This window comes from Arthrobacter sp. SAFR-044 (genome assembly GCF_059414985.1).
This window is the reverse complement of record NZ_JBPFDN010000013.1, coordinates 55054-80066: the sequence shown is the minus strand read 5'-3', so window position 1 is coordinate 80066 and position 25013 is coordinate 55054. Positions and strand designations below refer to the sequence as shown.

Annotated in this window: 28 protein-coding genes; 8 read left to right on the top strand and 20 right to left on the bottom strand. The window is 66.5% G+C overall.

Translation table 11 applies throughout. The features are described from left to right. Positions 1-20: 20 nt before the first annotated feature. Together ACR65J_RS17785 and ACR65J_RS17780 are read right to left on the bottom strand one after the other, a co-directional pair. The gene (locus ACR65J_RS17785; RefSeq protein ID WP_440171545.1) at positions 21-458 is read right to left on the bottom strand and encodes a universal stress protein; all 438 of its coding nucleotides are present in this window, start codon (positions 456-458) and stop codon (positions 21-23) included. Positions 459-491: 33 nt separating this feature from the next. Further along, positions 492-776: a metallothionein gene (locus ACR65J_RS17780; protein WP_440171543.1), complete on the bottom strand. Its 285-nt coding sequence runs from the start codon at positions 774-776 to the stop codon at positions 492-494. A gap of 193 nt (positions 777-969) precedes the next feature. Between ACR65J_RS17780 and ACR65J_RS17775 the strand changes: the two genes are divergently transcribed. Further along, positions 970-1275: a hypothetical protein gene (locus ACR65J_RS17775; protein WP_440171541.1), complete on the top strand. Its 306-nt coding sequence runs from the start codon at positions 970-972 to the stop codon at positions 1273-1275. On the opposite strand, the gene ACR65J_RS17770 is transcribed toward ACR65J_RS17775, so the two are convergent. Beyond that, positions 1260-2012 carry a GAF and ANTAR domain-containing protein gene (locus ACR65J_RS17770; protein ID WP_440171539.1) on the bottom strand — a complete coding sequence of 251 codons (753 nt, stop codon included), beginning with the start codon at positions 2010-2012 and terminating at the stop codon, positions 1260-1262. The genes ACR65J_RS17775 and ACR65J_RS17770 overlap by 16 nt on opposite strands. Positions 2013-2115: 103 nt before the next feature. Here ACR65J_RS17770 and ACR65J_RS17765 point away from each other — a divergent pair, with 103 nt between their 5' ends. Further along, positions 2116-3669 (top strand): carboxylesterase/lipase family protein, encoded by a 1554-nt coding sequence (locus ACR65J_RS17765; RefSeq protein WP_440171537.1) that lies wholly within the window; start codon positions 2116-2118, stop codon positions 3667-3669. On the opposite strand, the gene ACR65J_RS17760 is transcribed toward ACR65J_RS17765, so the two are convergent. The 5 genes from ACR65J_RS17760 to ACR65J_RS17740 all read right to left on the bottom strand — a co-directional run bounded on the left by ACR65J_RS17760 (position 3647) and on the right by ACR65J_RS17740 (position 8198). After that, positions 3647-4087: an SRPBCC family protein gene (locus ACR65J_RS17760; protein WP_440171535.1), complete on the bottom strand. Its 441-nt coding sequence runs from the start codon at positions 4085-4087 to the stop codon at positions 3647-3649. The genes ACR65J_RS17765 and ACR65J_RS17760 overlap by 23 nt on opposite strands. Before the next feature lie 77 nt (positions 4088-4164). Further along, on the bottom strand, positions 4165-4656 hold the full coding sequence (locus tag ACR65J_RS17755) for an RpiB/LacA/LacB family sugar-phosphate isomerase (protein WP_440171533.1): 492 nt from the start codon (positions 4654-4656) through the stop codon (positions 4165-4167). Continuing rightward, positions 4656-6401, bottom strand: a complete 1746-nt coding sequence (locus ACR65J_RS17750) for a dihydroxyacetone kinase family protein (protein ID WP_440171531.1) — start codon at positions 6399-6401, stop codon at positions 4656-4658. The genes ACR65J_RS17755 and ACR65J_RS17750 overlap by 1 nt, the downstream gene beginning before the upstream one ends. Positions 6402-6457: 56 nt before the next feature. After that, positions 6458-7231 carry an SDR family NAD(P)-dependent oxidoreductase gene (locus ACR65J_RS17745; protein ID WP_255174113.1) on the bottom strand — a complete coding sequence of 258 codons (774 nt, stop codon included), beginning with the start codon at positions 7229-7231 and terminating at the stop codon, positions 6458-6460. A gap of 142 nt (positions 7232-7373) precedes the next feature. Beyond that, positions 7374-8198 carry a sugar phosphate isomerase/epimerase family protein gene (locus tag ACR65J_RS17740; RefSeq protein ID WP_440171529.1) on the bottom strand — a complete coding sequence of 275 codons (825 nt, stop codon included), beginning with the start codon at positions 8196-8198 and terminating at the stop codon, positions 7374-7376. Positions 8199-8383: 185 nt separating this feature from the next. Here ACR65J_RS17740 and ACR65J_RS17735 point away from each other — a divergent pair, with 185 nt between their 5' ends. The 5 genes from ACR65J_RS17735 (at position 8384) to ACR65J_RS17715 (ending at position 13033) form a co-directional block, all read left to right on the top strand. Further along, entirely contained in the window at positions 8384-9721 is a 1338-nt protein-coding gene (locus tag ACR65J_RS17735) for an MFS transporter (RefSeq protein WP_440171527.1), read from the top strand. A 36-nt stretch (positions 9722-9757) separates the two neighbouring features. Then, the gene (locus tag ACR65J_RS17730; RefSeq protein WP_440171525.1) at positions 9758-10684 is read left to right on the top strand and encodes a transketolase; all 927 of its coding nucleotides are present in this window, start codon (positions 9758-9760) and stop codon (positions 10682-10684) included. Continuing rightward, complete coding sequence (locus tag ACR65J_RS17725) at positions 10681-11712, top strand: transketolase family protein (protein ID WP_440171523.1); 1032 nt, start codon at positions 10681-10683, stop codon at positions 11710-11712. Before ACR65J_RS17730 ends, ACR65J_RS17725 begins: the two co-directional genes overlap by 4 nt. 119 nt (positions 11713-11831) lie before the next feature. After that, on the top strand, positions 11832-12491 hold the full coding sequence (locus tag ACR65J_RS17720) for a GntR family transcriptional regulator (protein ID WP_440171521.1): 660 nt from the start codon (positions 11832-11834) through the stop codon (positions 12489-12491). Between the two features lie 92 nt (positions 12492-12583). Then, a complete protein-coding gene (locus tag ACR65J_RS17715) occupies positions 12584-13033 on the top strand; it encodes a transferase (protein ID WP_440171519.1) in 450 nt (149 codons plus the stop codon). Between the two features lie 39 nt (positions 13034-13072). On the opposite strand, the gene ACR65J_RS17710 is transcribed toward ACR65J_RS17715, so the two are convergent. Further along, on the bottom strand, positions 13073-14125 hold the full coding sequence (locus ACR65J_RS17710) for a LacI family DNA-binding transcriptional regulator (RefSeq protein WP_440171518.1): 1053 nt from the start codon (positions 14123-14125) through the stop codon (positions 13073-13075). Positions 14126-14293: 168 nt separating this feature from the next. On the opposite strand from ACR65J_RS17710, the gene ACR65J_RS17705 reads away from it, so the two are divergent. Further along, complete coding sequence (locus tag ACR65J_RS17705) at positions 14294-16219, top strand: pectate lyase-like domain-containing protein (protein ID WP_440171516.1); 1926 nt, start codon at positions 14294-14296, stop codon at positions 16217-16219. 53 nt (positions 16220-16272) lie between these two features. On the opposite strand, the gene ACR65J_RS17700 is transcribed toward ACR65J_RS17705, so the two are convergent. The 11 genes from ACR65J_RS17700 to ACR65J_RS17650 all read right to left on the bottom strand — a co-directional run bounded on the left by ACR65J_RS17700 (position 16273) and on the right by ACR65J_RS17650 (position 25001). Next, positions 16273-17310, bottom strand: a complete 1038-nt coding sequence (locus ACR65J_RS17700) for a HoxN/HupN/NixA family nickel/cobalt transporter (protein ID WP_440171514.1) — start codon at positions 17308-17310, stop codon at positions 16273-16275. Next, positions 17310-18140 carry an urease accessory protein UreD gene (locus ACR65J_RS17695; RefSeq protein WP_440171512.1) on the bottom strand — a complete coding sequence of 277 codons (831 nt, stop codon included), beginning with the start codon at positions 18138-18140 and terminating at the stop codon, positions 17310-17312. The genes ACR65J_RS17700 and ACR65J_RS17695 overlap by 1 nt, the downstream gene beginning before the upstream one ends. Before the next feature lie 164 nt (positions 18141-18304). Further along, positions 18305-18919 carry an urease accessory protein UreG gene (ureG, locus tag ACR65J_RS17690; RefSeq protein ID WP_440171510.1) on the bottom strand — a complete coding sequence of 205 codons (615 nt, stop codon included), beginning with the start codon at positions 18917-18919 and terminating at the stop codon, positions 18305-18307. Positions 18920-18947: 28 nt separating this feature from the next. Further along, positions 18948-19613 (bottom strand): urease accessory protein UreF, encoded by a 666-nt coding sequence (locus ACR65J_RS17685; RefSeq protein ID WP_440171508.1) that lies wholly within the window; start codon positions 19611-19613, stop codon positions 18948-18950. Between the two features lie 150 nt (positions 19614-19763). Further along, positions 19764-20249 carry an urease accessory protein UreE gene (gene ureE, locus ACR65J_RS17680; RefSeq protein ID WP_440171506.1) on the bottom strand — a complete coding sequence of 162 codons (486 nt, stop codon included), beginning with the start codon at positions 20247-20249 and terminating at the stop codon, positions 19764-19766. Positions 20250-20270: 21 nt separating this feature from the next. Next, on the bottom strand, positions 20271-22001 hold the full coding sequence (gene ureC, locus ACR65J_RS17675) for an urease subunit alpha (protein WP_440171504.1): 1731 nt from the start codon (positions 21999-22001) through the stop codon (positions 20271-20273). After that, positions 21998-22351: an urease subunit beta gene (locus tag ACR65J_RS17670; RefSeq protein ID WP_440171502.1), complete on the bottom strand. Its 354-nt coding sequence runs from the start codon at positions 22349-22351 to the stop codon at positions 21998-22000. Before ACR65J_RS17670 ends, ureC begins: the two co-directional genes overlap by 4 nt. A gap of 11 nt (positions 22352-22362) precedes the next feature. After that, on the bottom strand, positions 22363-22665 hold the full coding sequence (locus ACR65J_RS17665; RefSeq protein WP_324643838.1) for an urease subunit gamma: 303 nt from the start codon (positions 22663-22665) through the stop codon (positions 22363-22365). Between the two features lie 109 nt (positions 22666-22774). After that, the gene (locus ACR65J_RS17660; protein ID WP_440171499.1) at positions 22775-23332 is read right to left on the bottom strand and encodes a cysteine hydrolase family protein; all 558 of its coding nucleotides are present in this window, start codon (positions 23330-23332) and stop codon (positions 22775-22777) included. Positions 23333-23409: 77 nt separating this feature from the next. Then, positions 23410-24414, bottom strand: a complete 1005-nt coding sequence (locus tag ACR65J_RS17655; protein WP_440171497.1) for a LacI family DNA-binding transcriptional regulator — start codon at positions 24412-24414, stop codon at positions 23410-23412. Then, positions 24414-25001, bottom strand: a complete 588-nt coding sequence (locus tag ACR65J_RS17650) for an HhH-GPD-type base excision DNA repair protein (protein WP_440171495.1) — start codon at positions 24999-25001, stop codon at positions 24414-24416. Before ACR65J_RS17650 ends, ACR65J_RS17655 begins: the two co-directional genes overlap by 1 nt. Between the last annotated feature and the right edge of the window lie 12 nt (positions 25002-25013).

Here is a 25013-nt window from a genome sequence, read left to right as displayed (position 1 = left end):
AGGGAAAGGTGTGCCGGCGGCTAATCCGCGTCCGGCTCCCGGATCACCAGCACCGGGCAGTGCGCGTGGTGGATGGTCTGGTGGGACACGGAGCCCAGCAGCATGCCGGTGAATCCGCCGTGGCCGCGGGACCCGACTGCCACCAGGTCGGCATCCTTCGAAGCGTCGATGAGCGCAGAGGCCGGGTTTCCCTCCACGATGCGGCCGGTAACGGTCACACCCTGGTCCTTCACGCGTTCGAGCTCTGCTTCAAGAATGGCCTGGGCGTCCTTCTGGAAGATCTCATAGTCCCACGCCGTCCCCATGGCATCGCTGACGTAAGGGAAGCTCCAGGCCGTCACGGCCTGGACTTCACCGTTGCGCAGCCTGGATTCCTCCACCGCCCAGTCCATTGCCGCCTTGGACTGGTCGGAGCCGTCCACCCCCACGACGATCCTGAAGCTTCCGTTACCGGCCACGACTCTCCTTTAGCTCACCTGGTGCCGTCGGGACTAACCCTGGTCCGTCGTCGCACCGTGCGCCGGAACGGCCACTGTGGAATGCTCCGGCTTGGCAGCCTGGTGTGGATTTCCGGCTTCCCTTGCACAGTGGACGCAGCAGTAGATGCCGGCTTCGCTCTCAACGGGGTGGCCCAGGATCCGGCAGCCGCAGTGCTCGCAGGCGGGAGCCATCATATGGATGGCGCATTCGAAACTGTCGAACGTGCCGGTCTGGTTTCCCATGCTGACGGTGAACATACGGCCCTCGCTGCTGCCGCAGACATCACATGCGCCCATGGTCCTTGCCTCCTGTTGTCGTCCCTGCTCCAGACACTCAAGTTGACTGCTTGGGCCGGTTCGCTGCCTAGGGGCAAAGGTCCCCCTGCGGGGCACGCGGTGCAGTCAAAAAGTTTCTGATTCTTTTCCCATCCACCGGGCCGGCCGTTCCGAAGACCAAGTGTCGGAGTGCAACCAAGGCTAGGACGGGACGATGGATGCCATTGACCAGCAGGCCCTGACCGGTGCCGTCATCAAGGAGCACCGGCTGGACCTGGCCCAGCTGTGGCTGGAGTTCGTCGGGCTGGGTGGTGACGCCTCGGAACAGCTCATCCGCGACTACTGCGACGGCCAGGCCACCCTCTCGCCGAAGGAGCGGGACGCGCTGGCCCAGGCCGTCAATGAACACTGCGCCGCCGAAGGCCTGCTGCTGCGCGCTCCCCTGAGCAGTTATGCCCTGGTCCTCTGCCAGCCGGGGCCGCAAGGCCCTGAGCGGAAAGGCCCCTACTCGTCGAAGTAGGTAAAGGTGTCGGCGGCGCCGGCAACGGACGACACCACGACAGCCGCCACCTCCCGGAGTTTCATGTTCCGGGTGCTGGACGCGTCCCGCAGCAGCTTGAAGGCGGCTGCCTGGCTGCAGCGGTTCTGCGCCATGATGGCACCGGTGGCAAGGTCGATCACGGTGCGCGTCCGCATGGCTGCGGTCATGCCATCCCTGGTTTCCTCCAGTTTCAGCATGCGCAAGGCAAGCGTCAGTCCTTTGGAGGCCTGCCGGACAAACGTCTCGGCGACGTCCACTTCATTGCTGCCCAGGGCCACGGGCTGTGAACAGTAAAACGTCAGCACGCCCTGCGCATCACCCTCCAGCCCTGCAGGGATGCTCACCAGCGAACGGAACCCCAGGCCCCGAACAGCCTGCACATACTCCGGCCAGCGGTTCTCCAGCCGCAGGTCGGCCACCAGGACGGTCGTGGCGGTCCGCATGGCCATCAGGCCCGGACCGTCCCCGTGTTCGAATTCCAGCTGGTTCATTCCCCCGGCGCCGGGGTTGCTGCAGGCCGTGGTCAGGGGTTTTTTGGGGCGCAGCACCGTAACTTCACAGCAGCACTCGCGGCCCGGGCTGCCAAGCCTGGACGCCGCGTATGCTGCCAGGTCCTGGAGAATTGCCCCCACCTCGGGGTTTTGGAGGAACGACTCCTGAAGGTGCAGGGCAACATCAGGAAAGTTTTCGGCACCAGAGACGTCGGCGTTGGACACGCGACTTACCTCCCGGACAGTATTGAAAAGCCACAGCTTCGTGGCCGCCCACTGCCGGACGGTGATGCCAGCCTACCTTCGCAGAGGCCGTAACCTGTCAACCATGACGCGCCTCTCCACCCCCGCAGGATCAGTCCGCGGCAGCTCCCTTGATGCTGACGGGACCACCATCCACAGGTTCCTTGGCATTCCATACGCTGCGCCGCCGTCGGGCGCCAACCGCTTCCGTCCTCCGGTCCCGGCCGCTCCGTGGGCCGGCGTGCTGGACTGCACTGCAGCTGGTCCCGCTGCGCCGCAGAACCCGGAAAACCCCGCGCCGCCCGGCGCCAGGCCGCGCACCTGGAGCGAGGAAGGCTGCCTCAACCTGAACATCTGGACACCGGCCACGGATGGCCCGGGCAGGCCGGTCATGGTATGGATCCATGGCGGCGCATATCTTTCGGGCGCCAACAGTGACGGCATGTACGACGGCGCCCGGCTCGCCGCCGCGGCGGGCGTGGTGCTGGTGTCCATTAATTACCGCCTGGGCGCCCTGGGGTTCCTGCACCTGGCGGACCTGCTGGGGCAGGGCTACGAGGATTCGTCCAACCTTGCCCTGCTGGACCAGCTGGAGGCCCTGCGCTGGGTCCGCCGGAACATCGCCGCGTTCGGCGGCGACCCGGACAACGTCACCGTCTTCGGCGAGTCCGCAGGCGCGGCAGCGATCGGCACCCTGCTGGGGATGCCGGCGTCGGAAGGGCTGTTCCGCCGGGCCATCATGCAAAGCGGCACCGTCGAACGGTACCGCCGGCCGGAGGAGTCGGCCCGCGTCAGCGCCGGGTTCCTGGGGCTGTGCGGCCTGGACGGACCGACCGCGAAGGAACTGCTCACCCTCCCTGTGGAGCGGCTGCTGGAAGCCCAGGCTGCCCTGGAGCGACAGCTCGCAGCCAAAACCTTCGCCGTCCCGCTGCCTTTCCAGCCCACGGTGGGGACGCCGTCGCTGCCGGTGCCGCCGCTGGACAGTGTGCATGCCGGGCTCAACAGCGGGGTGGACCTGCTGATCGGAACCAACCTCAACGAGGGCTCCTTCGCCGTCGAGATGCGGCCGGCCGCCGCCGGCGACCCGGACTACCCTGACCGCGCCGCCGCCGTCCTGGCCTCAGCCGGGGTGCCGTCCGCGGATGCGTCGGGCTACACAGAAGCGCTCACCCGGGTGTTGTCGCGGCAGCCCGGCGGCAAGGAACTGTTGGAGGCCGCCATCGCCGATACCGTCTATCGCCAACCCAGCAACCGGCTTCTGGCAGCGCGCCAAGAGGCTGCACGAAACGGCGCCGGAAAGACCTTCGCCTACCTGTTCACGTGGCGCAGCCCGGCGATGGGCGGAAAACTTGGCGCCTGCCACGCACTGGACATCCCCTTCGTCTTCCGGCACCTGGACGCACCGGAGGCTGCGTTCCTTACCCGGGGCATGGCGCCGCAGTCCCTCAGCGACGCCATGAGCGGAGCCTGGGCGGCCTTCGCCGCGACCGGAAACCCGGCATCTGCCGGACTTGATTGGCCCGGGTTTGGGGCAGCGCGCAGCACTATGGTGCTCGACGACAACGCCCGGGTGGAAGAGGATCCGCGCGGAGAGATCCGGGAGTTCTTCGAGGGCGTCAGGCCGCTGCCAGCGCGTTAAGCGTGTCCCGGATCCCGTTCAGTGCAGGGTCGCGCAGCGACATGAAGGCAGGCTTCAACAGCGGCTGGATGATCTTGGCCGGCCCGTTGATGCTGAACTCGGCGGTGTACTTCACCACCGATCCCGCTCCGTTGGGGCTTACGTCGATGGAATCAAAGGCTGTGACCGTCTTGTTCTCGCCGCGCAGCTTGATGTGGTTCTCCGTCAGCTCGATGACCTCATAAACCAGGGTCTGGCGCTTTCCGCGGAACTCGGACTCGGCGTGGTATTTGTGGCCCACCGCCACGGGCCCCGGGGTCATCTTGTCCATGACAGGGGTGTTGGGGTCCCACTTGCTGGTGTTTTCGAACTCACTCATGAAGGCAAAGGCCTTCTCCGCGGACAGGTTGGTTTCCACACTTCCGGTGACTGTGATCATCACCCCAGTGTAGGAGTACGGTGCGGCCGGGCGGCAGCTGTTCGCTGAACAACTGCCGCCCCGCGCCCGGACTCTTGCTAGCAGCCCTCGAAGTCGGTGAGAACCTTGACCTTGCCCGCCGAGGCCGACGACGGATCGAACGTGTACCCGATCCATTCCTTTGCCAGGCGGCGGGCCAGCTCAATGCCCACCACGCGCTGGCCCATGGTGAGAACCTGGCAGTCGTTGGACAGGATGGAGCGCTCGACCGAGAACGAGTCGTGCGCGGCGGTGGCCCGGATGCCTTCCACCTTGTTCGCGGCGATCGCCACGCCGATGCCCGTGCCGCAGAAAAGGATGGCCCGGTCCGCTTTGCCGTCCCGGATCATCTCACCGGCAGCGATGCCCACGTAGGGATAGGGCCTGGTGAAGTCGTCCGCGGCGTCGGTGCGGTTCACGCCAATGTCGATCACCTCGCTGACGCGGGGATCGTTGCGGAGGTCCGCGAGGACCTTGTCCTTGTAGTCCACGCCGGCTTCATCCGCGCCGACAATGAGCCGCAGCCCCATGGGGTGTCCTTCCGTCGTCATTACTTGGCTCCTGCCGGTGCAGTGCTGGTGGTGGTGGTGAAGTGGGGCCCCATGACGGCGAAGACCATGGCAAGGGACGTCGCGCCGGGATCGGCGGTGCCCAGGCTCTTCTCGGCCAGCGGGCGGGCGCGTCCCTTCAGGGGCAGCAAATCGGCGGTTGCCTCCGCGGCGGCTGCCGCGTCGCGGGCGGCATCCTGCCAGGCCAGGCCCGGCGCCGTCCCGTCGGCCACCGCACGGCTGAAGGTGGAGGCGAACGGCAGCAGCGCGTCCACCATGGTCTTGTCGCCAATTTCAGCCTTGCCCAGCTGGACGATCCGGTCTGCGAACGCCGTCACACCGGCGGCAAGGACGGCGGTTTCAGGCGCCGAGGAGTTCCCCACCGTCTCGCCGAAAGCGCGGAGCCCGGCTCCCCACAGGACACCGGAAGTTCCGCCGGCCTTGTCTGCCCACGCGTCACCTGCGGCGGCCAGCACGTCACCGGCGCCGGCGCCCCGGCCGAGCGCGTCGGCGGCTGCTGCGGCTGCGGCATCCACGCCGCGGACCATGCCGCGGCCGTGGTCGCCGTCGCCGGCGATGGCGTCCATCCGGCCCAGCTGTTCCTCGGCGCCGTGCAGCAGGGCGCGCGCCGCACCGATGGCCTCGACGCAGGCCGCGGCGTACCCACGGGAGGCGTCACTGGCGACGAACGCCTCCGCGGCCGCGCCGGCGTCGGCCGCTTCTTCCTGGGCGGAAGTTCCCGCCTGGGCTGACACTGCACCGCGGCGGTATGCCGGGGTTTCTGCAGGGGCCGCCCACAGCGGTTCCAGTTCCTCGTCCAGCCAGGTCACGGTCAGCGAGACGCCGGCCATGTCCAGGCTGGTGACCAGCTCGCCCACCTCAGGCATCACCAGCGTGTAGCCGGCGGCGCGCAGCAGCGGTGCAACGGTCCCCCAGAGGACAAACAGTTCCTCGTGCTTGGTGGACCCGAGCCCGTTAAGGATGACCGCGATGCGCTTGCCGGCGTTCGGCGGGGTTTCGGAGAGTACCCGGGCTACCAGTTCCTGGCCCAGGTCCTTCGCCGAAGGCAGGTCGGTATCGTGCAGGCCCGGCTCGCCGTGGATGCCCAGGCCCAGGCCCATCTGCCCCTCGGGGAGGGTGAACAGCGGGGCTTCGGCGCCCGGGAACGTGCAGCCGGCAAACGCACTGCCGATGGTGCGGGTCAGGTCGTTGGCCTTGCGGCCCAGGCGGACCACCTCGGCCAGGTCCGCGCCGTTCTCCGCGGCCGCACCCATCACCTTGAACACTGTGAAGTCACCGGCGATGCCGCGGCGCTTCGCCGATTCCGACGGCGGGGCGCTGGCGATGTCGTCCGTCACCAGGACGTTCTCCACGGCGATGCCCTCGGCAGCCAGCCGCTCGCTGGCCATGCCGAAGTTCATCACGTCGCCGGCATAGTTGCCGTAGGTAAAAATGACGCCGGCGCCGGACTCTGCAGCCTTGGCCACGGAGTAGGCCTGCTGGGCGGACGGCGAGGTGAAAATGTTGCCCACCACCGCGCCGTCGGCAAAGCCGCTGCCGATCAGTCCGGCGAAGGCCGGGTAGTGGCCGGAGCCGCCGCCGGTAAGCACGGCAACCTTGGGCTGCGTGGGCCGGTAGCGGCGGACGGCGCCGCCCTGGACCTGGCGGACCAGGTCTGAATGGACGTCGCAGAAGCCTGCCAGGGCCTCCTCGGCGAACTCTGAGGGGTCGTTGAAGATTTTGGTCATGGTGGGTTCTCCGGCGTCCGGGTGCTGTCAGTGCTGGGGGCTGTCGGGGGTGGCTGCTAGTGGATGTGGCTGCCGCCGTTGATGTCGATTGTGGTGCCGGTGAGGTAGGCCGAGTCCTCGGAAGAGAGGAAGGCGATCACGGCGGCCACTTCCTCGGTGGTGGCGTTGCGGCCCAGCGGGATGCCGGCGTTGATGGCCGCTTCCTGCTCCTCGGTGCTGCCCACGCGGATGTTGGTGTCCACGGCGCCGGGGGTGATGGCGTTGACGGTGACGCCGGTGGTGCCGAGTTCACGGGCCAGGGCCTTGGTGAAGCCCAGGATGGCTGCCTTCGCGGCGGAGTAGGGGACCTTGCCGAAGACGCCGCCGCCGCGCTGGGCGGAGACGGAGGACATGTTCACGATCCGGCCCCAGCCATTGGCGATCATGTCCGGCAGGAAAGCCTTGGTCACCAGGTAGGTGCCGGTGGCGTTGACGTCCATGACCTTGTGCCACAGCTCAAGGGTGGTCTCCAGGAACGGAATGGGCGAGGTGATGCCGGCGATATTGGCCAGGGCGCCGACTGGCGGGAGGTTGCCGGCGGCCACTTCGGCGGCGACGGCTGCCTGGGCGGCGGTCACGGAGGCTTCGTTGGCGACGTCGATCTCGTGGCCGAAGGCGGGGACGTTGAATTCGTTGCCGATTTCGGCCGCGACCTTGGCGGACTTTTCGCCGTCGAGGTCCAGGATCACGATGCCCCAGCCGTCACGGGCGTAGCGGCGGGCGGTGGTGATGCCAATGCCGCGGTCTGAGGTTGCTCCGGTGAGGACGGCGGTGCGCTGGATGGTGGTCATGGTGGTGCTCCTTGAATTGTTTTGGTGGATCGATTGCTCCCTACCGGCTCCCAACCTTCGCAAGCTCAGGTCGGGGCCCTCGCCGGCAGGGGCCCACGTAGTTGTCGTTATGGGGTCCCAACGGCATCTACGCAGGTGGGGCTCAGATGAGGTCGGTGATGAAGCTTGCTGCCTTGGCGGCGGCGGCCGGGCGTTCGTCGTTGGTGACGTCCCGGGTTTCCAGTTCGAGCGAGAAGTGGCCGGTGTACCCGTCGGCGGCGAGCCGTTTCAGGCCCCCGGCGAAGTCGGCGTCCCCGTTGCCGATGCTGAGGTTGATGTTCCCCGGCACGGCATCGCGCAAGTGGACGTGGACGAGGCGGCCCTGGTGCCGGTCCAGGTAGGCCTGGATGTCCTCGCCGGACGCCACGATGTGGCTGAAGTCCATGACGATTCCGACGCCGGAACCTGCAAGGCGGTCGGCCAGCAGTTCCGCGCGCTCCAGGTTCCAGCAGAACCGCAGGAAGTGCAGGGATTCGGTCCAGAGTTCGACGCCGAACTCCGCCGCCCGCCGCCCGGCACCAATGAGCTGGGCGGCAACGAGGTCCAGGTCCTCGTCGACGCTCCGTACAGGGGTGTGGTCCAGGGCGCCGCAGGGCAGGACCAGCGCCTTCGCACCGATGTTGGCAGTCAAGGTGAGCAGGGCGTCAAGGTGGCGCTCCCGCGCGGCCCGGCCCTCGTCGTCGAGCACCCTGTTCAGGTCCCCGATGTCGCCGTTTACCGAACGGACGCGCAGGCCCGAAGCGGTGACCTCGGCGGAAACTGCGGCGACGGCACCGGCGTCGAGCCCGAACGGTACGTGGTCACATACTCCGGGCAGCGCGCCCAGATCGATCTCTTCGAAGCCCAGCCCCTTCATGGTGCGCAGGGCGCTGCCCAGGTCCTGGTGCCGGAAGCTGATGGATGAGCACCCAAGTCTGGAATGGAACATCGTTGATCCTTTGGTTCGTGCCGGGCAGTAGTGATGAGGACCACAATAGGGACGTTAACTGTCAACAGTCAACTCTGAAAGTCGACTGTTGACAGTCGGAATGATGTGGGTCACACTGGAACCCATCATTTGTTAACAGTCGACAGCGCGGACTTTCTTCGGCCGCTTTTCGAAAGGGAACCACCATGAGCAAAGATGCTCTGACCATGCGCGGCCCGGTCCACGGCACCAAGGATGCGCGCCGAGTTGCCATCGGATCCGGCGTGGGGGCCGTGATTGAGACGTATGACTTCATCGGCTTCGGCACCGCTGCCGCACTGTACTTCGGCACTGCTTTCTTCCCGGGAACCGATCCCGTGACGGGCACCCTCGCCTCGTTCGCCACCCTGGGGGTCGGATTCGCAGCCCGCCCCCTTGGCGGCATCATTGGCGGGCACCTTGGTGACAAGGTGGGCCGCAAGCCCGTCCTCGTCGCCTCCCTCATCCTGATGGGCCTGGCCACCTTCGCCATCGGCCTGCTCCCCACCTATGCCGCAGTCGGGCTGCTCGCCCCGGCACTGCTCGTCTTCGTCCGCATCGTCCAGGGCCTGGCCTTCGGTGCGGAATGGGGCGGCGCCATCCTGATGAGCTACGAACACGCACCCTGGAAGGCCAAGGGCAAGTACACCGGCATCGTCCAGGCCGGCTTCCCCGTGGGCCTGCTGCTGGCCAACCTGACCTTCCTGTTCAGCGTCCAGCTCGGCAACGAACTCGCATGGCGCATCCCGTTCCTGGCCAGCATCCTGCTGGTCATCGTTGGCCTGATCATCCGCTCCAAGGTCCCCGAGTCCCCCGTCTTCGATGAGGTCAAGGACAGCGGCGCCATCGTCAAGGCACCCATCGTGGAGGTCATCAAGACGGACTGGCGCAACATCGTCAAGGGCATCGGCCTCCGCATCGCCGAGACCGCCGGCTACGCCGTTTCCATCACGTACATGATTTCCTACCTCAACAGCCAGCACCTGGCGGACAAGAGCCAGACGCTGATCGCGCTTTGCATCGCTTCGGCCATCGGCATCTTCGCCACCCAGGCCTGGGCCGCACTGACGGACCGCATTGGCCGCCGCCCGCTGTACGTCTGGTCCACCGCCTTCGCGGCCCTGTTCGCCATCCCGATGTTCCTGCTGGTGAACACCGGCCTGTTCATCGCCATCATCCTGACCATCGTGATCTCCTACGCCGTGTGCCAGAACTCGCTGGCCGGCGCCCAGGGCGCCTGGTTCCCGGAGCTCTTCCAGGCCAAGACCCGCGCTTCCGGCGCCAGCCTGGCGTACCAGATCTCGGCCATGGTGTCCGGCTTCACCCCCTTCATCACCACCCTGCTGTTCGTCAGCTTCGGCTGGATGGGCCCCGCGCTGCTCTTCGGCGCGTACGCCCTGATCGGCCTCTGGGCCGCCGTCGCCACCCGGGAAACCTGGGGCAAGCGGGAACGTGAGCTGGCTGACGAGGCCACCAAAAGCACCCCGAACACCGTCAACGCCTGAATGACCACCACGCACGAAACGACCACGGAGCCAGTAATGCCTACAGATACCGTCCAGGACGCCGCCCCGCAGGGACAAACACTGCAGGAACAAACACTGCAGACTGCGGTGACTCCGGAACGGCTGGAGAAGATCAGCGCCGCCGCCTACCGGATCCGGCACCATGCCCTGAACATGGGCGAGGTCCAGGGCCAGGGGTACGTGGGCCAGGCCCTGGGTGCCGCGGACATGCTCGCCACCGTCTACGGTGACCAGCTCCGCTTCCGCGCCGAGGACCCGCACTGGGAAGCCCGCGACCGGTTCCTGCTCTCCACCGGCCACTACGCCATCGGCCACTATGCCGCTCTCGCCGAAGCCGGGATTGTCCCGGTGGAGGAACTGGAGACCTACGGCTCGGACGATTCCCGCCTGCCGATGTCCGGGATGTCCACCTACACGCCCGGCATGGAAATTTCCGGCGGCTCGCTGGGGCACGGCCTGACCATCGCCGTCGGCATGGCCCTGGGCCTGTGCTACCAGGGTTCCTCCGCCCGGGTGTTCAACTTCCTCTCCGACGGGGAACTGGACGAGGGCTCCACCTGGGAAGCCGCGATGGGCGCGCACCACCACCAGCTGGGCAACCTCACCGCCATGGTGGACATCAACGCCCTGCAGGCCGACGGCAAGACGGACACGGTGCTCCGCACCGAACCGGTCACTGAAAAGTGGGAATCGTTTGGCTGGTACACCCAGCGGGTGGACGGGAACGACGTCGGCGCGCTGCTGGCAGCGTTCGACAACGCAGCCGCCCAGGCCGCCGCCGTCGGACGCCCCTCCGTGATCCTGTGCGACACGAAGGTGGGCCGGGGCGTTCCGCTGCTGGAAGACCGCGAAAAGGCGCACTTCATGCGCATCGAAGAGAACGAATGGCAGATCTGCCGCGAACAGCTCACCGCCGGCTACGAAGGAAAGGCTTCAGCATGAGCACCACCACCGAGGCCCCGGACACCGCAGCAGCCGCTGCAACACCCGCCAAGCCGAAGCTGAAGACCTCGGCGATGATCGCATCCTTCGCCGATCCCGGCCAGAAGACCTCCTCCGCGCCGTTCGGGCACGCCCTGGTCAAGGCCGCACAGGAAAACGACAAAATCGTGGGCCTGACCGCTGACCTGGGCAAGTACACGGACATGCACATCTTCGCCAAGGCCTTCCCGGAGCGGTTCTTCCAAATGGGCATGGCCGAGCAGCTGCTCTTCGGCGCTGCTGCAGGCCTGGCCGAAACCGGGCTGGTCCCGTTTGCATCCACCTACTCGGTGTTCGCTGCCCGCCGCGCCTACGACTTCCTCTGCCTGGACGCGGCCGAACCGAACCTGAACGTCAACATCGTGGGCGGCCTGCCGGGCCTGACCACCGGCTACGGCCCCAGCCACCAGGCCACCGAGGACATGGCGATCTTCCGCGGCATGCCCAACCTGACCATCGTGGACCCCTGCGACTCGATCGACATCGAACAGGCCATCCCGCAGCTCGCCGCATCGGAAGGACCCACCTACCTGCGGCTGCTGCGCGGCAACGTGCCCACGGTCCTGGACGAGTACGATTACACGTTCGAACTCGGCAAGGCCAAGGTCCTGCGGGGCGGCAACGATGTTGTCTTCATCTCCTCCGGCCTGATGACCATGCGCGCCCTGCAGGCAGCCAAGGCCCTGGCGGCGCACAACGTGGACGTCGCCGTCGTGCACACCCCCACCATCAAGCCGTTCGACGCCGAGACCGTCCTTAAGGAGATCAACACGGACCGCCTGGCCGTCACCCTGGAGAACCACTCCGTGGTGGGCGGGTTGTTCGAAACCGTCGCCTCCGCCGTCGTCACCGCCGGAGTAGGCAAACGCGTGGTGCCCATCGGACTCCCGGACCAGTTCCTCGATGCCGGCGCCCTGCCCACCCTGCACGAGCGCTACGGGCTCTCCGTGGACCGCATCGTAGCCAAGGTCCTCGCCGAACTCGGCTAAGGGCAGTTGTCGGATGCAGAAAGCACGGCACCGGTCCTAAGCCGGAGCCGTGCTTTCTGTCGTAATATCGGAACCACTACCGACTGTAAACAGTCGACTTATGACAATGAGGACAAGCCATGGCCGGACTGACCGCCCCGCTGCTGGGACTGGAAAAGAAAAGCCTGCGCGAGCAGGCGCTCTCGGCGCTGAGGACCGCCATCACCAGCGGCGAGCTGGAACCCGGACGGCACCTGGTGGAAACCGAATTGTCCGAGATGCTGCAGATCAGCCGCGGCACGCTCCGTGAGGCCCTCCGCCAGCTGGAACAGGAGGGCCTGCTGTCCGCCGGACCCCGCGGCCGCCTCTCCGTCCGCCACCTGGATGAGAAGGAAATCCGGGACATCTACGCTGTCCGCGCCGCCCTGGAATCCCTCGCCGCCCGGACGCTCTGTGAACTGCCGGACCGGCAGCATGTCACCGAATCGCTGCACAAGGCCATCGACGCCATGACGGACGCTGGAAACGGGAGCCTGGAGGAACGGATCGAATCCGACCTTGAATTCCACCGCACCCTCTGCCGGCTCACCGGCAACGAAACCCTCCTCCACTCCTGGGAGTCCTTGGAAGGGTCCATCCGGATGTCCATCATGTTCGCGGGCCTGGAAAAGGGCGTCAGCAACATGAGCGTGGACCGCCACAAGGACATCGTGGGCGCCATCGACACCGGGGACGCCACGTTGGCGCGGAAGACCATCCTGGAACACATGGACACCGCCGCCGCGAACCTGGTGGCGTAGCGTCCTTTCGAGTCCCTGTTCGGGAATCCCGGCGCCCTCCCGGCCGTTAACTTACTGCGCGGTAAATAACCGCGGTGTTAACGAGGGACGGTATGACCGCAAAGTTTGTGTCAGTCGAGGACGACGCCGGTAAGGTCACCCGGTATGCCCGCCATGACAACGGCGGCGGGCTCATTGCACCGGGAGCCAGCGTGGCGGACAGCGCCCGGATCGGCCCCATGACCTACGTGGAGCACGGCGCGCAGGTGGGTTCAGGCTGCCGGATTGGACACGGCAGCTGGATCGACCGCGGCGCGACCATCGGTGACCGGACGGTCATCGGCGACGGCGTGCGGATCGGCCGGGGCACGGTGATCGGCAACCGCGTCCACATCGGCAGCCACTCGCGCATCGGCTCCAGCGTCCTGATTGAGCACGGTGTGCACCTGGACTCCGACAGCACGGTGCCGGACGGCAGCGAGGTTCTCGCGGGCGCCCACTCACGCCTGGCCCCGGCACGACACCGGACGCACCGCAAGGTGAAGGGCGGGCTGGCGGCGTAAGTTGCGGCAGGCAATTGGCAGTGGCCGCTCCGCAACGGGCTACAAAACAGTGCTTCCGCGCACCACCAGTTCTGCCGAATAAATGATGGGCTCCCAGGCCTCGCCGGGGTTGCCGATGGCGCTGACCAGCAGCTTTCCGGCCGCAGCCGCGATATCCGCCACGGGATGGGCCACGGTGGTGAGGCCCAGGCCGTTTGCCGCCTGGATTGGGTGGTTGTCGAAGCCCACCACCGCCACATCGTCCGGCACCCGCCGCCCGGCGGTGCGAAGAGTGTCCACCACGCCGAGCGCCATAAGGTCGGAGGCGGCGAATATGCCGTCCACGTCGTGCGTCCCGGCGAGGAGGCTCTTGGCAGCGGCGGCACCTCCCGCCGTCGTGAAGTCCCCGTGCATGACCGGTCCGGGCTCAACGCCGGCTTCCCTGAGTCCCTGCAGCCATCCTTCCAGGCGGTCGACGGCGGCCGTCATGTCAGGAGGGCCGGCGACGGTCGCGAGCCTGCTGCGGCCGATGCCCGCCAAGTGCCGTGCAGCCAGCCGGCCGCCCTCGAAGTTGTCCAGGTCCACGTAGGGAATTCCGGACGACGTGTCCCACGGCCTGCCGATGAAGACGGTTGGCAGGCCGGTGGCCCCCAAGGTTTCCACCCAGTCGTCGGCGCGGTGGTGGGACACTACGATCGCCCCGTCGACGTGGCCGCCGCGCAGGTAGCGGATGGTCCGCGCTGAGTCGTCCCCTGCCCGGGACATCAGCAGCACCAGCTGCAGGTCGGTGTCGCGCAGTGCTTCATTGACTCCCGTGATCACCGCGGCGAAGTACGGGTCCATCATGACCCTGGCGTCGGGTTCGGGGATGACCAGCGCCACCGAACCCGTGCGCCGGGTCACCAGGCTTCGGGCCGCACGGTTTGGGGTGTAGCCGAGTGCCACGATCGCGGCATCAACGGCAGCCTGGGCCTGCGCACTCACCTTGGAGCCGCCGTTAATGGCACGGGAAGCGGTGGAGCGGGACACCCCGGCAGCTGACGCCAGGTCCTCGAGCGTGGGACTGGCCGATCCCGCGCCGGTCAGGCCGGGCCGGCTGGTCTTTTCCTTCATCACATCGACAATACGACACCCCGACACAGTGGGAGCGCTCCCGCGAAACCCTTGCCGGGGCAAAAACCCGATGCTACGCTTCCCCGACGGGAGCGCTCCCATCACTCGACCCGGGCTGCCTGTTGCAGCCGTTATGGTCGTCCAGCCCCTCCACTGACAGGACCAGCAATGCCGCTAGCCTTACGCCCTGACGCACCCAGACCCCTTCCGGCGCGCCGCCGGCCCCATGCCGGCACCGTTGCGGCCGCCACGGCCCTTCTCCTTGGGCTTTTCGCTGCCGGCGGGACCGTTCCAGCACAAGCCGCACCGTCAGTTGCACAGCCCGCAGTCCAGGCTCCGGCCTCGCCACCGCCGCCGGCACAGACTTTGCAAAACCCTTTCGGACCCAATACTTATGTCTTCGATCCAAGCATGCCGGTGGCCCAGATCCAGGCCACCGTGGACTCCATTGCGGCCCAGCAGGTGGACGACGAGATGGGCTCAAAGCGCTACTCACTGCTGTTCAAACCCGGGACTTATGGCACCCCCGAGGAGCCGCTGATCGTCCAGGTGGGCTACTCCACCGAGGTGGCGGGACTGGGCGCTGCACCCACTGATGTCACCATCAACGGACACGTGGACGTCTACAACCGGTGCCTCACCGCGGACAACTGCATCGCGCTGAACAACTTCTGGCGTTCCCTGTCCAACCTCACCATCAACGTGACCGGACTGGAAGGTTGCCGCAGCTCGGCGAATTTCTGGGCAGCATCCCAGGCCGCACCGATGCGCAGGGTCAACATCACGGGCGGCAACCTCTCCCTGATGGACTACTGCACCGCCGGCCCGCAGTACGCCAGCGGGGGCTTTATCGCGGACTCAAAGACGGGTGCCGTCATCAATGGCTCCCAGCAGCAGTACCTTGTGCGCGGCAGCAGCATCGGAAGCTGGTCCAACGGGGTCTGGAACCAGGTGTTCTCGGGCGTCAACGGGGCGCCTGCGGATTCCTTCCCGGACCCGCCGTACACCACCTTGGACACGACTCCGATCAGCAGGGAGAAGCCCTACCTGACCGTGGACCCCGCCGGCCAGTACAGCGTGTTCGTGCCCTCCGTCCGCCAGGACTCAGCAGGGACCACGTGGGAAAACGGCCCTACCGAAGGCCGCAGCATCCCGTTGGCCGACTTCTACATCGCATCGCCCGGCGATTCGGTCCAGGCCATCAACTCGCAGCTGGCGCGTGGAAAGAACCTCATTCTGACCCCCGGCGTCTACGACGTTGACCAAAGCATCGAGGTCAAGCGGGCAGGAACGGTGATCCTTGGACTTGGAATGGCAACACTTTCCGCCGTCAACGGATCAGTTCCCCTGGCAGTCGCGGACGTCCCAGGAGTAGACATTGCCGCCGTCACCGTGGACGCCGGCGAAGTGAATTCCCCGGCCCTGATGCGCATCGGCAAGGCAATCGCGGGCGCGGGGAGCGGACCGGCCAACTCTGCCCTCCACAGCGATCCGGCCAATCCCACCACACTCCACGATGTGTTCTTCCGCATCGGCGGGCCCCACGTGGGCAAGGCCTCGGTCAGCCTTGAAGTCAACAGCGACAACGTCCTCCTGGACCACATCTGGGCCTGGCGCGCGGACCATGGGAACGGTGTCGGTTGGACCACCAACACCGGCAGGAACGGCGTGATCGTCAACGGTAACAACGTCACTGCGACCGGCCTGTTCGTGGAGCACTACCAGGAGTACAACGTCATCTGGAACGGCGAAAACGGCAAAACGGTCTTCTTCCAGAACGAACTGCCCTATGACGCCCCCAACCAGGCAGCGTGGCAGCATGACGGGGTCCTCGGCTGGGCCGGGTACAAGGTCTCGGATTCCGTCAAGACCCATGAACTCTGGGGCGGCGGCAGCTATGTGTACAACAACGTGGACCCCACCATCCACGCCACCCGCGGCTTCGAGGTCCCGGTGACGCCCGGCGTGAAGCTGCACAGCCTGCTGACGGTGAACCTCGGGGCCGGGACGCTGGACCACGTAGTCAATGACACCGGAGCGCCGGTGTCCACGGACGCCGTCGGAGTTCCCAGCTACGTGGCCGATTTCGGCTAGGAGCCGCCCACACATGGGGGCGCGGTGCCGGCAATGGGTGCCGGCACCGCGCCCTATCCGTTCCGGGCCTGCCTCCACGCGAGCGCGGCCCCGCCCCAGACGGCCAGCAGCAGCGCCACAAGCAGCAAGCCGGCGTCGCCCAGGTCGATCGATGAAAGCCAAGCCGTCACCGGATCATGCAGGCCGAATGCGGCGTGAAAGAAGCCGGCCAAAGTGATCACGGCAATGAACAGGGCCGAGACGGCAGAGATACCCGTCACCAGCGCGTTGAAGCCAAGCTTCCGTCGCGGGTCGGCCAGTGCCGAGCGGTACATCCGCATCATCGCCATGCCGTTCACTGAATCACACAGTGTCATCGCGGCTGCGAAGGCGAGCGGCAGGGCGAGAAGGGCAAACGGGGGCACCCCGGCCAGGGACGCCGCCGTCGTCATCATCAGCAGCCCGATGGTGGTGGCGGTATCGAAACCCAGCCCAAAGAGGAAGCCAATCACGTAGATGTTCCGCGGCCGGCGCACCCTGGCGAGGGGTTTGGCCAGCAGCCGCGCCACCAGTCCCTGCGGTTCCAGGTCGCGGGGATCAATGGCTGCTCCGGCCCGGGAACGCCGGAAGGCAGCGGCCGAGCGGGTGAACGCCGAGCCGTTGAACAGCCCCATGGCCAGCAGGAACACCCCGGATACACCGCTGCCGATCAGCCCCAGCACCAGGTTCCCGGCCGTACCGTCCTCCATCAGGCCGCCAACCATGGACGCACCGGCGATTACCAGCACCCCCGCCAGGGTCACCACCGAGCTGTGCCCCAGGCTGAACGCGAAGCCCACACTCACCGGATGCTGCCGCTGTGCCACGAACTTCCGGGTGGAGTTGTCGATGGCGGCCAGGTGGTCCCAGTCGTAGCTGTGCTTCACCCCGGCCAGGTAGGCGGTAAGGACAAGTCCCCAAGAGAGCGCCCCGCCGCCCCCGGTCCGGGTTCCGGCAAGCAAAAGGACGACGGCGGCAGCGTGCAGCGCGGCCACGGCACCAAAGGTGAAGAGCGCCCGGGTCCGGAGCGGCAGCGAGTCCCGGTCCCGGTAGAGCGTGGCGATGCCGGCCATCAGTGCTTCCTCAGGTCCAGCGGCCCCTGGCCGTACCAGCGTCCGCGCAGCAGGTCAGTACAGGATCGAAGCAGGCGGGTCAGCTCGTCCGTGCTGTTGGAGAGGCTCCGCAGCACCAGCCCGGTGGTCCCCGCAACAGTGCGGGTCAGCGAGATGCCGGTCAGGGCCTGGTGGTCAGTGGTCAGCAGGTGCAGTTCGTCGGCAAGCGCCTGGTCCACCCGGGGATCCACCACCACCAGCGATCCGAGGTGGCTGTAGCCTTCCATGAACCCCAGCCCGGTGACGTCGTGGAGCGGCGGCCGGATCAGCAGGTTGTCCAGCGACAGCAGTTCGGCGCCCGCCCCTGTTTCCACACAGATGTGGTTCCTCAGGCGCACTTCCTCATACCGGAAGGCGGCGCCGTCGGGCGACCAGCCGGGCGTCACAACCTCGGCCATGACCAGCGACGACGACGGCCGCAGGGTCACGGACGTCCGCTGCCGGTAGCTGGCTTCCCGGTAGGCGATGAGCTGGTCCGGCATGAGTTCCAGCCGCGCCCCCTCCCCCAGCCGCACAGCCATCCGTTGCTCAGCAAAAGACCCGGGAGTCCGATAAACCTTCGTCGCAGACTGCGTAGTCAGCAGCAGAGAAGCAGAGTCCCCCACCTCAACATCAATGCGAAAGAGGTCCGCCCCAAGATAAGCCCCGCCAGGATTCACGACCACATAACAAACCTGTCCGGAGTCATCGAGGTAATGCGGCCGCATAACCCTCAAGGCACCACGATGGTACTGATGCGAAGCAACTGAGCGCTGCCCACGAACGGCGACCCGAAGCTCAAGCTCGCCCATCGGTGACCTGCCAGCAAAAGCGGAGCCGGGGATAGGGGGCCGCGGCGTGGTGGGCACCGCGAAGCGGGCACGGCCCCCTATCCCCGGTGAAGCGCCGGAAGCGGCCTCACCCGCGGGCGCAGGCCCCGGTGCGGCGAGCGCTGAACCCGAGTCCGCCGTCGTACTCATGCCAAATCGAGCATCAGGACGTCGTGCCGGATCCATTCGATGACCTTCTCGAGGCCTTCGTCGGTTTTGAGGTTGGTGAAGCAGAACGGCTTGTTGCCACGGAATTCCTTGGAGTCCCGTTCCATGACGGCGAGGTCGGCGCCGACGTGGGGTGCGAGGTCGGTTTTGTTGATGATGAAGAGGTCGGATTTGATCATGCCCTGGCCGGCTTTGCGGGGGATTTTCTCGCCTTGGGCAACGTCGATGATGTAGATGGAGAAGTCCACCAGTTCGGGGCTGAAGGTGGCGGAGAGGTTGTCGCCGCCGGATTCGACGAAGATGACCTGCAAGTCGGGGTGCCGGACTTTGAGTTCCTCGATGGCGGCGGTGTTCATGGAGGTGTCTTCGCGGATGGCGGTGTGCGGGCAGCCGCCAGTTTCGACGCCGATGATCCGGTCTGCAGGGAGGATGCCGTTGGCGGCGAGGATTTTGGCGTCCTCGATGGTGTAGATGTCGTTGGTGATGGCGGCCATGGAGATATCGCCGCTCATGTGCCGGGTGAGCCGTTCCACGAGCTGGGTTTTGCCGGCGCCGACGGGCCCGCCGATGCCGATTTTGATGGGTTCAGTCATGGTTTCCTCCTATCGAGCCGAAGCACAGTCAGCTCATGAACATCCGGGCACGCTGGCGTTCGTGCCGCATTTGCGAAATTTCCAGTCCGGGGCTGACTGCGCCAAGGTCGTCCGGCGTGAGGTGCGCGATCGCGTGGAGGGCGGCAGCGACGTCGTCGTGCGCTTTCCGCAGCACCCGCTGCCCGGCGTTCTGGCCAAGCGGGATGGCCCGGACGGCGTTCTGGGTGAGCGAGGTAACGGTGGCGAAGAGGTAGGCAGCAAGCGCCTCCCGCTGCGGTACGCCCAGGGAGCGGGCGACGACGGCGAAGGCCAGCGGCTGGTGCCCGGCGGCGCGGCCCGTGGCCACCAGGTCCCGGTACAGTTCCAGCGCAGGCGAGGGAAACACCTCAGCCCCAATCTCGAGCAACCGCCCGCCCATCTTCACGCTGGCCTCCCGGACCTGCCGCGGCAAAAGGGAAGCAGACAAAAGCGAATCCAGTTCCCCAAGATCACCCCCCTCATACAGAAGCCGAATAGCAAGCCCATCAGAGTAAGTAAGCGACTGCGCCACAAAAGCAGACAGCCACACCCCAAAAGAACCCTCATCAAAAACACCCCCACCGTCGACATAAGTCTCAAACCCAAGGGAGTGAGCAAAAGCCCCAGTAGGCAAGGCTGAATCAACCAACTGCTGCAGCGCCAGCTGATAGCTCATACCTGCGCTCCCAAGGCGACGTGCCTGCTCAACTCGGCGGAGGCGGGTGATAGGGGCCGCGGCGTGGCGGGCACCGCGAAGCGGGCACGGCCCCTATCACCCGCCGAAGCCCCCGCGCCGGCGCTCGCCGAAGGAGCCGAAGACGCTGAGTTAGTGACTGTGTTCAGCATGGCGGAAAGGCACGGGCATGACGCGTTCCTGGCGGGTGTAGGGCACGGCGTTGTGGCGGAGGTAGTCCTCGACGGTGTGGTCGTAAGCGCACACCATGACGGCGGCCCCGTACTCGCTGTCCGCGTCGAAGAATTGTGCCTGGAGGTGCCGGTTGCCGAGGGAGTGCGCGGTGACGCCCATTTGGTGGATGGTCCGGGGTGCAATGACCAGGACGTCGGTGGGCAGGACGGAGACGACGATCATATTGGTTTCGGTGACGTGGAGGATGTCGCCGTCGCGGAGGTCGCCGGAGCCGGAGGGGAGGCGGATGCCGATTTCCCTGCCGTGGTCGGTGGTGGCGCGCTGGATGCGTTTGACCAGCTGGGTGCTGGGCAGGACGATTTTTTCGCGGTGCAGGCCGGCGTAGGCGGCGAGGTCGGAGTCCGGCAGGTCGTGCAGGTTGCCCAGGACTTTGTCGATGATCACGTGGTTTCTTTCGGGGAGGGCTTAGAAGAGAAAGTACCGCTGGGCCATGGGCAGCACGTCGGACGGTTCGCAGGTGACGTCCTCGCCGTCCACCGTCACCTGGTAGGTTTCGGGGTCAACCTGGATGTCGGGGGTGGCGTCGTTGTACTTGAGGTCGGCCTTGGTGAGGTTGCGGATTCCGGAGACGGGCCGGATGACCTTCTCCAGGCCCAGCTCCCGGGGCACGCCGGCGTCGATCGCTGCTTTGGACAGGAAGGTGATGGAGGACTGCTGGACAGCCTTGCCGAAGGTGGCGAACATGGGCCGCATGGTGCGCGGCTGCGGGGTGGGGATGGACCCATTCGAGTCGCCCATCAGGGCGTAGGCGATCTGCCCGCCCTTGAGCACCAGTTCCGGTTTGACCCCAAAGAACGCAGGGTCCCACAGCACCAGGTCCGCGAACTTGCCCACTTCAACTGAGCCTACGGAATCCGCGATGCCCTGCGCGATGGCGGGGTTGACGGTGTACTTGGCCACGTAGCGCTTGAGCCGGAAGTTGTCGCTGTCCGCACTGCCGTGCGCCCCGCCGTCGTTGTCTTCCAACACCCCGCGCTGCTTCTTCATCTTGTCCGCCACCTGCCATGTGCGGGTAATGACCTCGCCTACCCGGCCCATGGCCTGGGAGTCGGAGGAGGTGATGGAGAAGATGCCCAGGTCCTGCAGGACGTCCTCCGCGGCGATGGTCTCGGCACGGATGCGGGAATCGGCGAAGGCCACGTCCTCGGGAATGTCCGGGTTGAGGTGGTGGCACACCATGAGCATGTCCAGGTGCTCTTCGATGGTGTTGCGCGTGTACGGGAGCGTGGGGTTGGTGGAAGCGGGCAGGACGTTGGGCATGCCGGCGATCTTGATGATGTCCGGTGCGTGCCCTCCGCCGGCGCCTTCGGTGTGGAAGGTGTGAATGACGCGGCCGCCGATGGCGCGGATGGTGTCCTCCACGAACCCGCACTCGTTCAGGGTGTCGGTGTGGATGGCCACCTGGACGTCGTACTCGTCGGCGACCCTCAGCGACGTGTCGATGGAGGAGGTGGTGGCACCCCAGTCCTCATGGACTTTGAGCCCGATGGCACCGGCACGGATCTGCTCGGCGAGGGGTTCGACGGCGGATGCGTGGCCTTTGCCGAACAGGCCGATGTTCATGGGGAACGCCTCGGCCGCCTGCAGCATCCGCTGGATGTGCCACTTTCCGGGCGTCACCGTGGTGGCTTTGGTGCCTTCGGCAGGACCTGTGCCGCCGCCGATCATCGTGGTCACGCCGCTGGCCAGGGCAGTGGGGACCTGGTCCGGTGAGATGAAGTGGATGTGGGTGTCGATGCCGCCGGCGGTGAGGATTTTCCGCTCGCCCGCGATGATTTCGGTGCTTGAGCCGATCACGATGTCCACGCCGTCGGTGATCTGCGGGTTGCCGGCCTTGCCGATCCGGAAGATGTGGCCGTCCCTGAGCGCCACGTCTGCCTTGTAGATGCCGGTGTGGTCCAGGATCACGGCGTTGGTGATGACGGTGTCCGGAATGTCCCCGTCACGGGTGGACTGGCCGTTCTGCCCCATGCCGTCGCGGATCACCTTGCCGCCGCCGAACACCACTTCCTCGCCGTACACGGTGAAGTCCTTTTCGATCTCAAGGAAGAGTTCGGTGTCCGCCAGCCGGATTTTGTCCCCGGTTGTCGGCCCGTAGAGGTCCGCGTACTGCCTGCGCGGAATCTCGAAGCTCACTCGCCGTCCCCTTCCATCACAGGCCCGCTTTGCCGGGTGCCGTCGTCGAGCCTTCCATTGACCGCATTGCTGAGCCCATGCACCTCGCGGGTCCCAGCCAGCTCAATGAGCCGCACGTTCCGTGAATCCCCCGGCTCAAAGCGAGCCGCTGTTCCTGCCGGGATGTCCAGGCGCCGGCCGTAAGCCGCCTCGCGGTCGAAGGCCAGGGCCGCGTTGGCCTCGGCGAAGTGGTAATGCGACCCCACCTGGACGGGCCGGTCGCCGGTGTTGGTTACGGCCACCTCGATTGCCTCCCGGCCCGCATTCGCGGTCACGGGTTCCGGCCGCAGGACGTACTCGCCTGGAATCATTGCCGCGCTCCTTAGCGGATGGGGTTGTGGACGGTGACCAGCTTGGTGCCGTCCGGGAACGTGGCTTCGATCTGGACGTCGTGGATCATCTCCGGCACGCCTTCCATCACGTCGGCCCGGGTGAGCAGGGTGGTGCCGTAGCTCATGAGGTCGGCCACGGTCCTGCCGTCGCGGGCGCCCTCGATCAGTTCGTAGCTGATGATGGCCACGGCCTCGGGGTAGTTGAGTTTGAGGCCGCGGGACTGCCTTCGGCGGGCCAGGTCGGCGGCCACCACGATCAGGAGTTTTTCCTGCTCACGCGGCATGAGATGCATGGGGTTCCCTTCGACGGCCTGCGGCGTGCTGCCAGCGTAGGCGGGTCACGTTTCCGCCAGGTTTCAGGAGTATCAACGAAAGCTGGGGATGTGCCCCAACGGTGGGAGGCTACTCCGCCCCGCTGAGCCGGGCAAGGATCTCGTCGCTGGACTGGATGGGCTGGCGGTAGGTGGCGGAGAGGATGCGGAGCATGTCTGCAGCGTCCTGGTCGGCTTCGGAGGCCATCGCGTCCTTGGCGTAGGTGACCCGGATGTTGTGCGCGAATGCGTCGGCTGCGGTCTGGGCGATGCAGTTGTGCGTGGAGACACCGGCGAGCACCACTTCGTCGGCGTCCCAGTTCCGCAGCCGGGCCAGCAGGTTGGTTCCCACGAAGGCACTGTCCCGGGTCTTGTTCAACTGGGGCAGGTCCTCCTTGATGAGGCCGGGCACCGACTGGGCCTGCCCGCTCCCGCGGAAGATGAAGCCTTGGTCGTCGTCGAGCATGCTGAGGGTCCAGGTGGACTTGTCCCGCTCGTGCTCGGTGCCTACCAGGAGCGCCGCGTGTCCGGCGGCCTTGAACCCTTCCAGCAGCCGGTTGCACTCGCTGACCACCCGGTCCTGCTGGGCTGCCAGTTCGGGCGTTTCGAAGAATGCGTTTTGCATGTCGATGACCAGGAGGGCGATCATGGGGGCACCTTTCCTCGTTGAGTCCGTGGGCCGGCGGGTGGTGAGGGAAAGTTACCCGCCTGCGGGGCTGCGAAACCCTAGGGCGCGGATTCCCTGACCTTCAGTTCGAACCCGGCTTCCACGTGCACGCCCTGTTCCGACGGCTCGCGGCCGGCGATCCGGTCCAGCAACAGGGTGATGGACCGCTCCGCGATCTCATCCATGCCCGGCGAGACGGTGGTGAGTGAGGGGGACGCGAAGCGCGCTTCGTCGATGTCGTCAAAGCCCGCCACCGCCACGTCCTTCGGGACCTTGACGCCGCGGACCAGCAGCTCGTGCATGGCGCCCAGCGCCAGTACGTCATTCAGTCCGAAGACGGCGTCGAACTCCACGCCCGCTTCCAGCAGACCGGCGACGGCGGCAGCACCCGTATCGCGGCGCCATTCAGCGGGTGCCACGAGCGCGGGGTCGAAGGGGATGCCCGCTTCCGCCAGCGCATTCCGGTACCCGTTCAGGCGCAGGCCCGCCGTCCCGGCGGACTCCCCGGTGCTGGCTCCCACCACGGCGATACGACGGCGGCCGCCAGCCAGCAGGTGGGTGGTGAGCGCAGCCGCGGCCTCCTCGTTCTTCATGGTCACCAGGTCGAAACGGGGATCCACGATGTGCTCGCCGAGCATCACCATCGGTTTCTTGCCCGCCCGCGCGGCAATGGCATCCGCGTCCACCACCAGCGGCGTGAACAGCAGCCCGTCGGTGAGCTGGCGGAAGGTCCCCTGCAAGGCACCAAGTTCGGCGGAGGCCTCGGCGTCGGACTGCTCCACCATTACCCGGTACCCGTGGCGGGCGGCAGCCTTCATCAGCTTCGACGCCAGTTCGGCGTAATAGGGGGCGGAAAGATCGGACAGGACCAGGCCCAGCGTGGACGTCTTGCCGGACCGCAGGCTGCGGGCGGTGAGGTTGGCCTCGTAGCCCAGTTCCGCGATGGCATCCTGCACCCGCTGCTTGGTGGCTGGGCGGATGAATTCATAATCGTTCAGGACGTTCGAAACGGTCTTCAGGGAGACGCCCGCCGCCCTCGCGACGTCGTTCATGGTGACTGCCATTAACGTTCTTTTCCTGCCTTTGCTGCTGCCTTTGCAGCCTGCTTGCTGGCACGCACCTTGGCCAGGGATTCCGGGTCCACGATGTCGGCCACCGACAGGTACGCACCGTCCTCGCCGTAATGGCCGGCGGCTTCCCGCCAACCGGGTGCCTCGAGTCCACGCTGCTTGCCCAGCAGGGCCAGGAAGATCTTCGCCTTTTGCTCCCCGAAACCGGGCAGCGCCTTGAGCCGGCGCAGCACCTCTGCGCCGTCCGGCGAGCCCTTGGTCCAGATGGCGGCAGTATCGCCGTCCCATTCGTCCCGGACCGCCCCGGCGAGCGCCTGCACGCGCGCAGCCATGGAACCGGGGAAGCGGTGGACGGCGGGCCGCTCCTTGAACATCTCCACGAACGCGGCTGGATCGTGCGCTGCAATGGCCTCGGGCTCCAGCGACCCGATCCGGGCCCGGATCTTTTCGGGCCCGGCGAAGGCGGATTCCATCGTCACCTGCTGGTCCAGCAGCATGCCGGTCAGGAGGGCGAAGTCGTCCTCACTCAACAACTTGTCCGCGGCGGGATCGCCCGTGATGTGCAGTTCCATGCCGTCCATCCTCCCACCTGC